This window comes from Actinoplanes sp. NPDC051470 (assembly GCF_040682035.1).
Lineage (GTDB): Bacteria > Actinomycetota > Actinomycetes > Mycobacteriales > Micromonosporaceae > Actinoplanes.
In genome coordinates, this window is the sequence record NZ_JBFBAA010000067.1 from 1 (window position 1) to 14603 (window position 14603).

General features: G+C 72.1%; 15 protein-coding genes and 1 riboswitch. Of the genes, 2 read left to right on the forward strand and 13 right to left on the reverse strand.

Annotation, left to right across the window (positions count from 1 at the left end):
• The 3 genes from AB0M54_RS47350 to AB0M54_RS47360 form a co-directional block, all read right to left on the reverse strand.
• Positions 1–1320: histidine kinase dimerization/phospho-acceptor domain-containing protein (locus AB0M54_RS47350; RefSeq protein ID WP_364479836.1), on the reverse strand; the 1320-nt coding region annotated here is incomplete at its 3' end.
• A gap of 39 nt (positions 1321–1359) precedes the next feature.
• Positions 1360–2130 (reverse strand): CbtA family protein, encoded by a 771-nt coding sequence (locus tag AB0M54_RS47355; RefSeq protein ID WP_364479839.1) that lies wholly within the window; start codon positions 2128–2130, stop codon positions 1360–1362.
• Positions 2121–2318, reverse strand: coding sequence for a CbtB domain-containing protein (locus tag AB0M54_RS47360; protein ID WP_364323250.1), 198 nt, complete (start codon positions 2316–2318; stop codon positions 2121–2123). The genes AB0M54_RS47355 and AB0M54_RS47360 overlap by 10 nt, the downstream gene beginning before the upstream one ends.
• 55 nt (positions 2319–2373) lie before the next feature.
• Positions 2374–2438: riboswitch (cobalamin riboswitch) on the reverse strand.
• 125 nt (positions 2439–2563) lie between these two features.
• On the opposite strand from AB0M54_RS47360, the gene mycP reads away from it, so the two are divergent.
• Positions 2564–3754 (forward strand): type VII secretion-associated serine protease mycosin, encoded by a 1191-nt coding sequence (gene mycP, locus AB0M54_RS47365; protein WP_364479842.1) that lies wholly within the window; start codon positions 2564–2566, stop codon positions 3752–3754.
• Between the two features lie 4 nt (positions 3755–3758).
• On the opposite strand, the gene AB0M54_RS47370 is transcribed toward mycP, so the two are convergent.
• The 8 genes from AB0M54_RS47370 to AB0M54_RS47405 form a co-directional block, all read right to left on the reverse strand.
• A complete protein-coding gene (locus AB0M54_RS47370; protein ID WP_364479845.1) occupies positions 3759–5513 on the reverse strand; it encodes a xylan 1,4-beta-xylosidase in 1755 nt (584 codons plus the stop codon).
• Positions 5510–7042, reverse strand: a complete 1533-nt coding sequence (locus tag AB0M54_RS47375) for a glucoamylase family protein (RefSeq protein ID WP_364479848.1) — start codon at positions 7040–7042, stop codon at positions 5510–5512. Before AB0M54_RS47375 ends, AB0M54_RS47370 begins: the two co-directional genes overlap by 4 nt.
• A gap of 16 nt (positions 7043–7058) precedes the next feature.
• On the reverse strand, positions 7059–7919 hold the full coding sequence (locus AB0M54_RS47380) for a carbohydrate ABC transporter permease (RefSeq protein ID WP_364323242.1): 861 nt from the start codon (positions 7917–7919) through the stop codon (positions 7059–7061).
• A 1-nt stretch (position 7920) separates the two neighbouring features.
• A complete protein-coding gene (locus tag AB0M54_RS47385) occupies positions 7921–8850 on the reverse strand; it encodes a sugar ABC transporter permease (protein ID WP_364323240.1) in 930 nt (309 codons plus the stop codon).
• 1 nt (position 8851) lies between these two features.
• A complete protein-coding gene (locus AB0M54_RS47390) occupies positions 8852–10102 on the reverse strand; it encodes a sugar ABC transporter substrate-binding protein (RefSeq protein WP_364323238.1) in 1251 nt (416 codons plus the stop codon).
• A complete protein-coding gene (locus AB0M54_RS47395; protein ID WP_364323236.1) occupies positions 10099–11121 on the reverse strand; it encodes a LacI family DNA-binding transcriptional regulator in 1023 nt (340 codons plus the stop codon). Before AB0M54_RS47395 ends, AB0M54_RS47390 begins: the two co-directional genes overlap by 4 nt.
• Positions 11122–11235: 114 nt before the next feature.
• The gene (locus AB0M54_RS47400) at positions 11236–11751 is read right to left on the reverse strand and encodes a GNAT family N-acetyltransferase (RefSeq protein WP_364479850.1); all 516 of its coding nucleotides are present in this window, start codon (positions 11749–11751) and stop codon (positions 11236–11238) included.
• Positions 11748–12311, reverse strand: a complete 564-nt coding sequence (locus tag AB0M54_RS47405; protein ID WP_364479853.1) for a helix-turn-helix domain-containing protein — start codon at positions 12309–12311, stop codon at positions 11748–11750. Before AB0M54_RS47405 ends, AB0M54_RS47400 begins: the two co-directional genes overlap by 4 nt.
• A gap of 35 nt (positions 12312–12346) precedes the next feature.
• On the opposite strand from AB0M54_RS47405, the gene AB0M54_RS47410 reads away from it, so the two are divergent.
• Positions 12347–13426 carry a DUF4037 domain-containing protein gene (locus tag AB0M54_RS47410; RefSeq protein WP_364479856.1) on the forward strand — a complete coding sequence of 360 codons (1080 nt, stop codon included), beginning with the start codon at positions 12347–12349 and terminating at the stop codon, positions 13424–13426.
• Positions 13427–13468: 42 nt separating this feature from the next.
• Here the strand turns inward: AB0M54_RS47410 and AB0M54_RS47415 are convergent, their stop codons facing one another.
• Together AB0M54_RS47415 and AB0M54_RS47420 are read right to left on the reverse strand one after the other, a co-directional pair.
• The gene (locus tag AB0M54_RS47415; RefSeq protein WP_364479858.1) at positions 13469–14206 is read right to left on the reverse strand and encodes a nucleotidyltransferase domain-containing protein; all 738 of its coding nucleotides are present in this window, start codon (positions 14204–14206) and stop codon (positions 13469–13471) included.
• Positions 14207–14247: 41 nt separating this feature from the next.
• On the reverse strand, positions 14248–14603 hold a 356-nt coding region (locus AB0M54_RS47420), incomplete at its 5' end, for a maleylpyruvate isomerase N-terminal domain-containing protein (RefSeq protein WP_364479861.1).

The window sequence follows — 14603 nt, forward strand, 5'->3', positions numbered from 1 at the left end:
GGTGTCGGTGACTTCGAAGCGGACGACGACGGCGTCGGCGCCGGGCCGGGTGGGCAGGCGGTCGGCGCGGATGATGACGCTGCCCTGGCCGGTGAATTTGACGGCGTTGCCGGCGAGGTTGATGAGGATCTGGCGGACGCGGCCGCCGTCGCCGCGGACGGTCTCGGGTAGCTGGGGGCCGCGGCGGGTGACGAGGGTGAGGTCCTTGTCGTCGGCGGCGGGGGTGATGAGGGCGGCGGTGTCGGCGAGGACGGCGTGCAGGTCGAAGTCGTGGTGGTCGAGGACGACCTTCCCGGCTTCGATCTTGGAGAAGTCGAGGATGTCGTTGATGACGCCGAGCAGGGCGTTGCCGGCGGTGTGGATGCCGGTGGCGTAGCGGCGCTGGGCGGGGTCGAGGTCGGTGCTCATGAGCAGGCTGGCGAGGCCGAGGACACCGTTCATGGGGGTGCGGATCTCGTGGCTCATGGTGGCGAGGAATTCGCTCTTGACGCGGCTCTGGGCGAGGGCGTCGTCGCGGGCCTGTTCGGCTTCGCGGGTGGCTTCGCGCAGTCCGGTGACGTCGAGGGAGACGCCGCAGATGGCGTACACCTGGCCGTGGTGGTCGTGGAGGGGGAATTTGTTGCTCTCGTACTGCCGGCCGCGGCTGTCGGTCTCGTCCAGGTGGATGGGGCCGTGCTGGGCGCGGGTGTCGGCGGCGCGCCAGGTGGTGGCGAGGGCGGGGTCGATGATGTCGTCGGTGTGGCCGATGACGGCGCCGGGTTCGAGGTCGAAGGCCTGTTCGAAGGTGGTGTTGGCGAGCAGGTAGTGGCCGGTGAGGTCCTTGACGTAGATGAGGGACTGGCTGTTGGCGATGATGGCGCCGAGCATGGCGGCCTGGGCGTCGCGTTCGGCGTCGGCGTCGGCGCGGGCGTCGGCGACGCTTTCGCGTAGTTCGATGGTGTGCCGGCGGTGTTCCTCGGCGGCGTCGACGAACAGGGCGCCGGTGCCGCCGAGCAGGACGGCGTAGCTGCGGCGCAGGGTCCAGTAGTAGATGCCGACGACGGCGGTGAGGGCGTCCCAGATCGCGGTGGGCCAGAGGCTCCAGCCGGCGAGGTCGTGCGTGGCGGCCTGGTGGGGGCTCTGGAAGCCGGCCTGCCCGTACATGGCGGCGTGGAAGGCGTGGCCGACGGCGCAGCTGAAGAAGATCGCGCTGGTGGCGACGGCGAGGCGGTTGGTGCGTAGTTGCCCGGCGCGGGTCAGGGGCACCAGGATCGCCACGCAGATCGCCGCGTACGCGCATGCGATGACGATGTTGCCGGCCAGTGCCCACTGCTGCGCCACGTAGACCTGTTCGGCTGCCGTGGCGCAGCGCTGAGGGTGTTACACGGTTGCGGGGGTTTTCCCGGCCGGCCGGGCCTGGTTGCTGCGGGCGGTGAGGGCGCCGAAGCTGAGGCCGAGGGCGGTCCACAGGATGGTGGAGGTGCCCAGGGAGGTGATCCGGAAGTTCCAGAGCAGGCTGGCCGGGAACGTTCCGGGTACCTCGTCGATGTTCGGCAGCAGGGCGTAGCCGATGACCACGACCAGCAGGAACGCGCCGAGGCCGGTGAGCAGGCGCCGCCATTCGGGGGTGCCGGCGCGCAGGGACCGGAAGGCGACGACGGAGGCCCAGACGGCGACCAGGCCGATGACGATGATGGCGAGGTAGCTGATGGTGCGCTGGGTGATGGTGTTCGGGTCGCCGACCGCGGGCGGGCTGGGCGGGTATTTCACCCAGGGCACGAGGACGCCGCCGATGAGGGCGGCCAGGGCCAGGCCGAGCGCGGCGCGGGTGTCGTCGGGGGTGCGCAGGCGGCGCCGGAGCACGGTGTAGGCGACGGCGAAGAGCAGGCCGAGGGCGAGGCCGGCGAGGCTGGTGGCCAGGATCAGGCCGGCTTTCTGCCCGTTGCGGGAGACCAGGGGCTCGTCCGCGGTCGCGCCGGGGGCGGCGGGTGGGGCCGACGCCCCCTCGATGGCGATGGCCGCGTCGATCTGGGGTTCGCCGAAGGTGAAGGCGAACGCGCCGGACAGCAGGCCGGCGATGAGGCCCGCGAGCAGGCCGCGCAGCAGGACGGCGCCGAATCCGTGCGCCTTCGGGTGGGCCGTCAGTGGCACGGAACGCCGAGCAGGTGGCGGCCGTCGTGCATCAGCTCGTGCAGGTACAGGCCGGAGCGGGAGATGGCGCCCTGGTCGAAGGCGACCAGGTAGGCCAGCAGGAGCGCGCCGGCGACGACGGCCAGGGCGATCCAGAGGAGCCTCGGGGTGACCAGTGGGGTGGTCACCGACGTGGTGGGCTGTGACATCTGAACTCCTTAACGGGATGACGCGTCCCGATCGAGCAGGCTGCGGGTGGCGTGAGTGTCCTGGCTCGCCGGTTGCCCGGCTGACAGTGGCGCGACCGCACCGGAGTTGCACCGGTTTCCCTCACGTGCCGCAGTTGGTTCCTACAACCTATCGATGGACCCTGCTGGGGGGAAGGGTGGCGGACATCGCAGGGGCCGGTGAGCCGGTAGCATCCACCCGGATCGTTGAACGGGGGGTTCGGAGGATGCGGGGTGGCCGCGTGGTGGCCGCGCTGGCGGCTTGGGCGGTGGTGTTCACGCCCGTCCCGGCTCAGGCCAGGGCGGCGCAGTGTTCGCAGGTTCCGGCGCCGGGCCAGGTGAACCGGGCGCTCCCGTTCGAGGACCAGTTGTACGACCTGCCCCGGCTGGCGTCGCTGGCGACCGGCGCCGGTGTCCGCGTGGCGGTGATCGATTCCGGGGTGGACGCGAAGCATCCGCAGCTCAAGGGCCGGGTCGCGGCCGGTCGTGACCTGCTGCACGGTGACCCGGACGCGCGGCGGGACTGTGTCGGGCACGGCACCGCGGTGGCCAGCATCATCGCCGCCCGGCAGCTGGAGGGTGTGCCGTTCCACGGGCTGGCGCCCGGGGTGACGATCGTGCCGGTGCGGATCACCGAGAAGGAGACGATCGACGGCAAGGAGGTCGGTCAGGACGGGTCGCCGGCCCAGTTCGCGCAGGCGATCTCCTGGGCCGCGAGCCGGTCGGGCGGGAACGCCCGGATCATCAACCTGTCGGTGGTGATGACCCAGGACAACGCGCTGGTGCGGCGGGCGGTGCAGCAGGCGGTGGCCGACGGTGTGGTGGTCGTGGCGGCGGCCGGCAACCAGGGCGATCAGGCCAACACCACGCCGTACCCGGCGGCGTACTCCGGGGTGATCGGGGTCGGCGCGGTCGACGTGAACGGGGTGCGGGCGTCGTTCTCCCAGCACGGCCCCTACGTCGATGTGGTCGCCGCGGGCAAGGGGGTGACCGCGGCGAGGCCCGGTTCCGGGCACAGCCCGGTCGAGGGAACGAGCTTCGCGGCGCCGTTCGTGTCGGCGACGGCGGCGCTGATCCTGCAGCGGCAGCCGCAGCTGACCCCCGACCAGGTGCTGCGGCGGATCGTCGCCACGACCGACCCGGCGCCCGGCGGGAGGCACAGCGACGACTACGGCTTCGGGCTGCTCAACCCCTATCGGGCGGTGACCGAGACGCTGGGGCCGGAGAGCCGGCCGTCGCCCGCGGCGGCGCCCTACACCGGCGACGACCCGGCGGCCGTGGCGCTGCGGGAGCGCCGGGCGAAGTCGCAGGCCAAAGCCCTGGTGTTCGGGCTGGCCGGGCTGGGCGCGGTGGTGCTGGTCGGCCTGATCGGGATCGTGGTGCGGCAGGGCCGCCGCCGGAACTGGCACCCCGCCTGACCGGTCAACCGGCCGGGTGGATCTCCACCAGGGCGATGCCGGGGTTGGGCAGGTCCAGCTCGACGGTGACCGTGCCGTCCGGGCCGGCGGTGACCGTGCGGGCGGGTTCGGCCTCGTCGAGGCGGTCGTCGGCCGACAGGGCCAGCCACTGGTCGTCGTCCGGCCAGTCGGCGCCGCCGCCCAGGGCGGCCCAGCGGGCGGCCACGTCGCCGTGCCGGGCGTCCACCCGCCAGATCCGCACGACCTGGTCGCCGGTGGCGGGGGCGGACAGGCGCACGAGACGGTCGAGCCCGGCCGCCCCGCCCGCCTTGGACTGGTCCAGGGTCCCGTTCCAGACCAGCGCCGCGATGCCGCCGGCCGATCGGGTGGCCCAGGCCTCGACCAGGCTGCCCGCCCCGTCGCCGGTCACGGCCACCGGCAGCTCGACGTCGCCGAGCCGGTCCAGCAGGCGCAGCGCCCAATACTTGGGCTTGGCCAGGTTCCCGACGGTGAGCAGCCCGAACCCGCCGTGCATCAGCCGTTCCGGGCGGCCCAGCTCCTCGAAGTGGTCGGAGATCACCCACGGGGCCAGGGCGTCGACCCGGCCGGCCGCCGACCGCATGCCGCGCAGCAGGAACGCCGCCGCGAACACCGAGTCGTTGATCGGATGCCCGTGGGTGGCGGTCACGCCCCATTCGGTCCACAGCAGGGGCTTGCCGTCCGCGAGGGGGCGCAGGTCGAGGGGCGCGGTGCCGTAGACATGGGTGGACAGGAAGTCCACATTGTCCCGGGCGCGCTGTTCCTCGATCCAGCCCACGGCCGCGGTGGCCGGGCCGCCGACCGAGAAAGAGCGTTCTTTCTCTTTGAGAACAGCCGATGTCACGTCGTACAGGCGCCAGTACTCGGCCGGGGTGCCCGACCAGAACACCGACAGGTTGGCCTCGTTCCACACCTCGAACCGCCAGCGCGCCACCTCGTCGTGGCCGTAGCGGTCGACGAGGTGGTCGACGAACGACCGCAGGTGGGCGGCGTAGGCGTCCCAGTCGGCCGGGGGCGAGATGATCCCCTCGTACGCGAACACCGTCCGCGACGGGTCGCGGGCCAGGTCGGGGGGCATGAAGCCGAGCTCGACCACGGGCCGGTAGCCGAGGGCGAGCACCTGGTCGTAGACGGCGTCGACCGTGTCGAACGAGTCGGACAGGATGCCGTGCGCCCGGACGGTGCGCAGGCCCAGCTCGGCCTGGGCCCGGGCCAGCGCGTCGCGCAGCTCGAGCCCGATCGGCCGGCCGCCGGTCAGGTCCGGCGACAGCAGGTGCGACAGGTGCTCGGAGCCCACCATCTCCTGCCACACGCGGTGGGTGGGCGTACCCGGGGAATCGGCGATCTTGATCTCGACCTGGGCCGACGTGTCGCCCTCGACGACCGCGGCCGGCGACGACAGCGGCCCGAGCGCGGTGACCGTGGCCAGCGCCGCCACCGCGTAGAACCGAGCCGGGGACGACGTGTCGGCGAACGGGCCGTGCGGGACGGCGAGAACGTCGCCGCCGCCCCAGTCGGCCACCTCGAACGGGCCGTCGGCGGACGCGGCGCGGTAGACCGCGTACCCGATGGCGCCGGGCACCGGATCCCACGACACCGTCACCTGCTCGCGGCCGGCGACCGCCCGCACATCGGCCGGTGCGGGCAGGTCGGCCACCCGGGCCTCGCCGGGAGCGCGGTCCTGCGCGCCCCCGGACCCCATCATCCGGGCCCAGCTCTCCTGGGCGGAGGCCACCGTCATCGGCCACCGCCGAGCTGCGGCAGCTTCTGCCCGGCCGGCACGTTGAACGCCTCGGCGGCCAGCAGCGGGCGGATCCGCCGCTCGAACGACCGATCCACGAAGGCCTCCTTCAGCACGTTCCCGCCCCGGTAGTTGCCCACCGCGCCCATGATCATGGCCTGGTCGAGGGACAGGTAGCGCCGGGCGACCTGACCGGTGCCGACGTTGACCGCGTCGTAGAAGCCGCCGGGGCCGTAGGCGTCGAAGTTCTTGGCGAGCCGGGACAGGTTGGCCACGGCGGGGCGCGGCGCGTACGGCAGGCCGAGGAAAGCGGCGTGCGGGGTGACCACGCCGTCGCCGTAGTCGGGGGCCGGTCCGGCCGGGCGGCAGGCGCCGAACCCGGCGTCGTAGTTGGACTTCTGCACGTCCGAGGGGTAGCCGCCGGTGTCCATGCCCATCGCGTCCACGCCGTAGACCTCGTAGCCGCCGGCCGGGTCGGACGCGGGGGAGAAGCCCCAGTAGCCGTACTTGGCGTCGTTGAGGCCGTGTTCGATCTGCCCGGCCACGGTGGCGGGGTGGTTGCGTCCCCACGAGCGGGGGCCCCACTGCGCCTCGGGCACGAACAGGTCGGGCATCAGCGCCTCGAACATGTCCCCGCCCCACGACGGCACGAACGTGATGCCGCGGTAGCGGTACGAGCCCTCGTACACGCTCACGCCCAGGTGGGTCGTGTGGAAGCCGCGCGGCTGCATCTCCTGCCACGAGTAGTCGCAGCTGTCGGGCAGGGTGCGCATCGTGTCGTAGTAGGCCTTGGCCGGGATCTGCCCGGCGCTGATGCCCAGGTAGGTGGCCATCCGCGGTTCGGTCACGGTGATGTCGTAGTGGTTGCAGGTGAACCAGACGCCGTTCTGCGGCACCGAGCACGACGTGGTCGCCGGCGGTGGCTCGGTGTCCCAGAAGCCGCCGCGGATCAGCCCCCGTGTGCCGATCGGGGTGGTCGCCGCCGGGTTGTAGTAGAAGCCGAAGTTCATCCTCGACAGCATCCGGTCGGCCTTCGGGGCGAGCGTCGGGTACGCCCCGCGGACCACCCGCAGCGCCGCGGCCAGCCAGCCGTTGTCGACGCTGGACAGGAACGGCGTCACCACGTGGTGGTCCTCGATCGGCCAGGTGGTGATCACGTCGCCGGTGGCCGGGTCGTACCAGTTGTAGAACATGCCCGACGGCTGGTGGCGCCGCAGCCGGGCCAGGGTGTCGAGGGTCCTGGTGACCCGGGCGCGGGCCTCCCGGCCGGAGATGATGCCCAGCCGCTCGGCCGCCACCGCCGACCACAGGTAGCCGCCGATGTTGGTCGGTGAGGTGTACGCGGCCGGTTCGGTCAGGTCGCCGGTGATGTTGTCGGACACCAGGCCGGTGCGCGGGTCGGTCATCGCGACCATCGACCGCCAGGTGTCCTTGGCCCAGGTCTCCAGCGGGCTCTTCGCGGCGCTCGCCGCGGAGGAGGAGCCCAGGATCATCAGCATTGCCACGACGGGTACGAGCAGACGTCTCACGTGCGTGCACCTCTCACTATTTGAGCCCGGTGGTGGCGATCCCGCGCAGGAAGTGCCGCTGCAGGACCAGGAACACGATGAGCACGGGCAGGACCACGACCACCGCACCGGCCAGGAGCAGGCCGAAGTAGGTGCGGTCCTGTCCGACGCTGTAGAGCGCGAGCGCGACCGGCAGCGTGTACTTGTCCTCCGTGGTGGCCACGACCAGCGGCCACAGGAAGTTGTTCCAGCTGGCCAGGAACGTCAGGATGCCCAGCGTGGCCAGGGCGGGCCGGCACAGCGGCAGCACGATCCGGAAGAAGATCCGCCACTCGCCGGCCCCGTCGACCCGGGCCGCCTCGATCAGGTCGTCGGGGATCGTGGTGAGGAACTGCCGCATCAGGAACACGCCGAACGGGCCGGCCAGCAGGGGCAGGACCAGGCCGGCGTACGAGTTGGCCAGCCCCAGGTTGGACACCAGCACGAACTGCGGCACGAACAGCACCATGCCGGGCACCATCAGCATGCCCAGCACGACCAGGAACAGCGTCCGCTTGCCCGGGAAGCTCAGCTTGGCCAGGGCGTAGCCGAGCAGCGAGCAGAACAGCAGGTTCCCGGCCGTGATCAGCACCGCGACCAGGGCCGAGTTGAAGAAGTAGAGCGGGAAGTCGAGCCGGGTGAACAGCTCCCGGAAGTTGTCCAGCGTCCACGTGTCGGGCAGCCAGGTCGGCGGCACCCGCCGGATCTCGGCCTCGGGTTTGAACGAGGCCAGCAGCATCCACAGGAACGGGCCGACGACCACGAGCAGCCCCAGGCCCAGGACCGTGTACAGGACGATCTTGGCGGCGCGGTCCCGCGGCCGCCGCTGTTGCGGCCGGGGCGCGGCGATGACGGCCATCTCAGTCCCTCTCGCCGAGCAGCCGGAACTGCAGCACCGACAGCGCCACGATCGCGATGAACAGCACGTAGCTGGCCGCGGCGGCGTAGCCGTAGTTGCCGAACCCGAACTGGTTGTAGATGTGGTACGACACCGACAGGGTGGAGCTGAGCGGGCCGCCCTGGGTCATCACGAATGGCTCCTCGAACAACTGCAGGAACCCGATGCTGGTCACCACCGCCCCGAACAGCAGCGTCGGGCGCAGCAGCGGCAGGGTCACGTGGCGGAACTGCTGCCGGCGCGACGCCCCGTCCAGGGTGGCCGCCTCGTACAGGTCGCCGGGAATGCCCTGCAGGCCGGCCAGGAACACCACCATCAGGAACCCGAAGTTGCGCCAGACCGCCATCACGATCAGCGACGGCAGGGCGGTGCTGGTGCTGCCCAGCCAGTCCGGGCCCGGGATGCCGGCCAGGCGCAGCAGGTTGTCGATCAGGCCGGCGTCCGGGTCGAGCAGGAACCGCCAGATCACCGCGATGGCCACGATCGAGGTGACCACCGGCAGGTAGAAGCCGACCCGGAAGGCGGCCCGGAACCGGATCAGCCCCGAGTTCAGGGCGGTCGCCGCGGCCAGCGCCACCACCAGGTTCAGCGGCACCCCGATCACCACGAAGATCAGCGTGTTGACCGCCGCCCGGCCGAACAGGTCGTCGGAGAACAGGCGGGCGAAGTTGTCCAGGCCGACGAAGTTCACGGCCAGGGGGTTGCGCAGGTCGGTGACGCGCAGGTCGGTCACGCTCATCACCAGCGAGGCGAGCACCGGCAGGGCCATGAACACCAGGAACAGCACGGTGAACGGGGCGGCGAACCCCCAGCCGGTCCACTTCTGCCGCCGCCGGGCCGGCGGCGCCTTCGCCGGCCGGGTCACCGCCGGGCGGGTCTGCAGGGCGGTCACGTCAGCTGCCCGTACCGATCGACGTGGCCTTGTCCTGCACCGCCTTGACCGCCTGGGCGGGGTCCTCACCGGACTTGGCGACCTTCTCCATCTCGGTGTCGAAGGCGGCCGCGACCTGTTCCCAGGTGGCGAAGGTGGGCGGTGACTTGGCGTCCTTGAGCTGCTCGCCGAACACCTTGAGGAACTTGTCGTCGGCCAGCGACGGGTCGGTCCAGGCCGACCGCACGGCCGGCAGGTCGGTGGTCTGCTGGTACCACCTGGCCTGCACCTCGGGCTTGGCCAGCCACTGCAGGAACTTCCAGGCGCCGTCGCGGTTCTTGGCGTCCTTGAACACGGCGATGTTGGATCCGCCGATGAACGAGGTGGCCGACTTCTGCTTCGGCATCGGCATCACCGCGAACTTGTCCTCGAACCCGGCGCCGCCCTGTTCCTTGATCAGGCCGACGTGCCACGGGCCGGACATGAACGCGCCGATCTCACCCTTGACGAAGGCCGGCTCCAGCGCGCCCTCGGCCAGTTCCTTGGGCGCCAGGTTCTCGGTGTAGAACGACTGGTAGTACCTCATCGCCTCGGTCATCTCGGGCGAGTCGAACGTGTACTTGGTGTCGTCGGCGATGGTGGCGCCGTTCGACCACGCGAACGGCATCACGTACTGCCACGACCCGGTCTCGCCGGGTTTCAGGTTGATGCCCCACTTGGCGCCGCCGGCCTGCAGGGCCTTGGCCATGGCCTTGAGGTCGTCCCAGGTGGCCGGCGGCTTGGTGATGCCCGCCTTCCGGGCCAGGTCGGTCCGGTAGTAGATGACCCGGGTCTCGACATACCACGGCACGCCGTACGAGGTGTCGTTGACGACCGTCGTGTCCCACGCGCCGGGGAAGTAGGTGCCGGCGGTGAACAGCTCCTTCGGCGTCGGGTCGAGCGCGCCGGTCTTGGCGAACTCGCCCTGCCAGGTGGTGCCGATCATCGACACGTCCGGGGTCTGCTTGGCCGCGATGGCCGAGGCGATCTTCTGGTGCGCGGCATCCCACGGCACCGCCGTGACGGTCACCTTGGCGTCCGGGTTCTCCTTCATGAAGTCAGCCGCGAACGCGCCGAGCTTCTCGCCCTCGGTGCCCATCGCCCACACCGTGATGTCGCCCGAGGCCTTGCCCTCGGCGACCGACTTGGCCTGCTCCTGGCCGCCGCCCGACTCCCGGCCGCAGCCGGCCAGCACCAGCGCCGCGGCGGCGGCGAAAACCACTATCCGTCTCATGCTTCCTCCGGGGGATGCGAACCGCAGCTGCGCCGCACGACGAGCTGGGTCGGTAGAACCCGGCGCCTCGGCGCCGGCTGGTCGTCCAGGTGCCGTCCGGCGATGCGTTCGTGCAGCCAGCCCGCCGCGGTGGCGCCCAGCTGCCGCATCGGCTGCGCGACCGTGGTCAGGCCGGCGAACCGGGCCGCCATCAGGTCGTCCCAGCCGGTCACGGCCACGTCGCCGGGAATGCTGACGTTCAGCTGCTCGGCGGCCAGGTGCACACCCAGCGCGATCTCGTCGTTGGCGCACACGATGGCGTCCGGCGGCTCGCGCAGCAGCCCGGCGGCGGCCTCGCGGCCGGATTCCAGATCGAGGGCGCAGGGTACGGGCGCCGGCGCGTCCAGCCCGTGCGCGGCCAGCGCGGCCGACAGCCCCGCATACCGGCCGGCCACGTCGGGGGCGCCTTCCGGGTCGCCGAGGAACACGAAGCTGCGGTGCCCGTGGGCCAGCAGGTGTTCGGTCAGCGACGCGGCCGTGCCCTCGTTGCGGGTGCGGATGGTGTCCACCCCCGCCACCGGGTCGCGGGCCACCAGCACCAGCGGCAGCCCGGTGGCGGCGATCTCGTCGACCACGTCGTCGCCGACCGTGTGGCTGATCAGCGCCAGCCCGTCGACCCGCCCGGCCAGCTCACGGACCGCCTCGGCGGCGTCGGCGCGGCCGTTCGCGGTCAGGATCAGCACGCTGCTGCCGAACCCGGCGGCGGTCTCCTCGTACCCGAGGACCACCTCGGCGTAGTACGGGCCGACCAGATCCGGGAACACGATGCCGTTGGCCGCGTGCCGGCCCTCGGCCAGCGAACGCCCGGACCGGTTCGGGGTGAACCGCAGCTCGGCCGCGGCCGCCCGCACCCGGGCCCGCGTCTCCTCGGTGACCAGCTCGGAGCCGCGCAGCGCCCGCGACACGGTGGCGATGGACACGCCGGCGCGCTGGGCGACCTCGTAGATGGTCGCCGCCTTCGGCCGTGTAAACGCTTTCATTGCCACGGCGCGAACGTAACCCTGACGACACGCGGCCGAAACCCGAGCCCAGCGCCGTTTCATGATCTGGTGTTTCCGGCAGAACCGGCCCAACCGGACGGCTGGTGCAAGCGCTTACAAAGCCAAGGTGCGGTAGAAGAAGCTGCAGTCGCGCCGGACCCCGGACGGATCGGCGGCCATCGCCGGCACGATCCCGTAGCGGTGCCAGCCCGCCTTCTCGTAGAGGCGCTCGGCGGCGCTGCCGGTCTCGGTGTCCAGCATCAGCAGCGTCACGCCGCTCGCCGCGGCCGCCTGCTCGGCGGTGCTCAGGAGCCGCCGGCCCAGGCCACGGCCGCGCCGGGCGGTCGACACCATCAGCTTCACCACGTCGGCACGGTGCTTCTGGCTGGGCTTGTCCGAGTACGCCAGCGAGACGGTGCCGACGATCCGGTCCCCCGCACGGGCCACCCACACCGCGAGGGCGCCCGCTTCGACCGCGGCCTTGCGGGTACGCCACCACGCCGTCGCCGCGGACACGTCGAGGCCGGCCAGGAAACCGACCGACGCGCCGGCCTCGACCGCGTCGGCCAGCAGCACGGCCAGGCCGGGCAGGCAAGCCTCGAAACCGGCCGCGTCCAGGCGCTCGATCACGGCGGCACCTGCACGATCGCGTACCGCACCGGGCTCGCGGTCAGGTTCCGGAACCGGGTGGCCGACCACAGCCGGAACCGCAGGCAGTCACCCGTCGCAAGTCCGTAGGTGGTGTCGCCGCCGGTCAGCTCCAACGTGCCGTCGAGGATCCACACATGCTGCTCCAGACCCTCGACGGTCGGCCGGTCGTAGGCCACGTCGGCGCCGGGGCCGAGCACCCCCTCGATCATCTCGGCGCGCAGGCCCGCGTGGGGCGGTGACACGGCGCGGCGGGTGAAGCCGGCGGCCTCGTCCCGCCACACCGGCTGGTCGGCCGCTCTGATCAGGGCCGCGGCGGGCTCGGACTCCACCTCGGCCAGCAGGCGCGACTGGGTCATCCCGTAGGCGCCGCAGACCCGGCCCAGCAGGGCGGTGGTCGGGCTGACCTCGCCACGCTCGAGCCGGGACAGCGTCGAGCGGCTCACCCCGGACCGGTCGGCGAGAAATTCCAGCGACCAGCCGCGCTCGCCCCGCAAGGATGCGAGGCGGGCGGCCAGCCGGTCCTCCACGGCATCTCCCACATCCGGGATGCTATCCCATATCCGGGAAGGTGACGATGTTCGTTCCGGGCCTCGATCTCTGCGGCGACTTCTACCGGCAAGCCGTGGCGCCGCTGCTCGACGTCCCGCATACGGCGGCGCGGATCGGGCCGGGATCCGAGGTGCTCGGCTTCGACTCGCCGCGGTCGGCCGACCACGACTGGGGGCCGCGGGTCGACGTGTTCCTGCCCGACCTGTCGCAGGCCGCGGCGCTGAGCTCGAAGCTGGCCGAGCGGCTGCCCACCACGTTCCGGGGCCACCCGACCTCGTTCGAACCGGCCGGGGCCCGGGTCGCCACCATGGCCGTCACCACGGGACCGGTCGCGCATCGCGTGCTCTTCGCCACCCTGCCTTCGTGGCTCTCTTCGCGTTTGGGGTTCGATGCCACGGCCGGGGTGAGCGACGCGGACTGGCTGGCCACGCCCGCGCAACGGCTGGCCGAGGTGGTCGGCGGGGCGGTCTACCACGATCCTTCCGGGGAACTGACGGCCGTGCGGGAGCGGCTCGCCTGGTATCCCGGCCACGTGTGGCGGATCGTGCTGGCCGCCCAGTGGACCCGGATCGCGCAGGAGGAGGCGTTCGTCGGGCGGGCCGCCGAGGCCGGGGACGACCTGGGCAGCCGGATCGTCGCGGCGCGGCTGGCCCGCGACGTGATGCGGCTGTGCCTGCTGCTCGCGCGGCGCTACCCGCCCTACAGCAAGTGGCTCGGGTCGGCGTTCGCCTCGCTGCCGGACGTCGCACCGGTCGCGTCGGCCTTGCGAACAGCGGTCGGCGCGAGTTCGGCCTCGGTGCGGCAGGAGGCGTTGTGTACGGCGTACGAGCACGCCGGGTGGCGGCAGAACGCGTTGGGCCTCACGCCGCCCGTCGACGCCACCCGCCGCTTGTACTTCGACCGGCCGTTCCCGGTCATCGACGCCGGGCGGTTCGCGGCGGCACTACATCCAGCGTGGACGCCCGGGGCGATCGACAGTTTTGTGGACAGCACCGACGTGCTGGAAAGGCCTCTGCTGGCCCGGGCGGTCTCCGGCGCGACCCACCGGGACAACCCGGAACCGGGCGCGGGGAGGTCTCCCCGCGCCGGCGCCGGGCCCGGATGACGAGCGCTGTTCCGCCGCGCGTACCCGCAACGCTTTTTGATCTCACCGCGGCGTCGCCCGGATCTGAGCGAGCATCTCCTCCGCCCGGACGATCGTGCGCTCGACCTGCTCGGGGGTGCGGCCGATGTCGCCCAGGATCTCCGGCAGGCCCGTCATGCCCTTCTCGTTGATCAACCAGCGGCCCTGCTGGGCATACCGGGCGTGGTACATCACGCCGATCGCCCGGAACAGGCAGCCGGCCGCGTACGTCGGGTCGTAGCCCTTGCGGGCCTGCGCGAACAGGAACTCCGCCTCCCACAGCCGGTCGGTCAGCGCCTCGGCCAGGCGCGGCGGGAAGACCAGCGTCTCCTGCCGCAGGGCGGTCAGCTCACCGGTCGGGTCGGCCAGGATCTTCGCGTACGCCAGCTCGCCGGCGTACGCGTACGAGTGGAAGCCCAGCGGATGCCCCACCTGGAACCCGACCTCGTACCGGCCCGCCTGGCAGTCGGCCCAGATCGCCCGCACCCGGTCGAGGTCACGGTAGATCCAGTCGACCTTCTCCTGATTCACGCGCAGCCACCCGCCGCCGTTGACCCACGGTCCCCAGCCACCGACCGGCGTCATCTCGGCCCGCTCGTCGGCCACCTCGTCGGCCAGCGCCTGCAACGCCTCGACGTCGAGCGCGCCCCGGTAGTAGATGCCGATGTCGTGGTCGGAATCCGGCCGATGTGTGCCCCGGGCCCGGCTCCCGCCCAGCACCACCCCGACAACCCCACCGACCGCGGCGATCTTGTCATACATGGGCCCCAGCATCGCCGACATGGCCCCGGAAACGGCACTGATTATCCCAGGGCGGCCCTGAGCTTCCAGTCGGGGCCGGTGTCGCCGCGGCGGCCGGTGCAGCGCAGCAGAGCGTCCGCGGGGTCGTCGTCGGCGGGCGCCTCGGGGAACAGGCGGGTCAGGATGGTCCGAGCCGGCCCGGCCGGCGGCAACCAGTCGAGGCCCAGGCCCTGCGCGATGTCGTAGGTGTGCACGAGGATCTCGTTCATGCCCAGGGCGGCGAAACCGGCCGGGTCGGTCGGCCCCCAGTGCCAGGCCCGCGCCCGCGGTCCCGCGGTGTCGATCGCCGTGCTCAGCAGGCGGCCGGCGCCACGCACGATCCGCAGCAGGCGGGCCGGGTCGGCGCCCGGCCGGACCA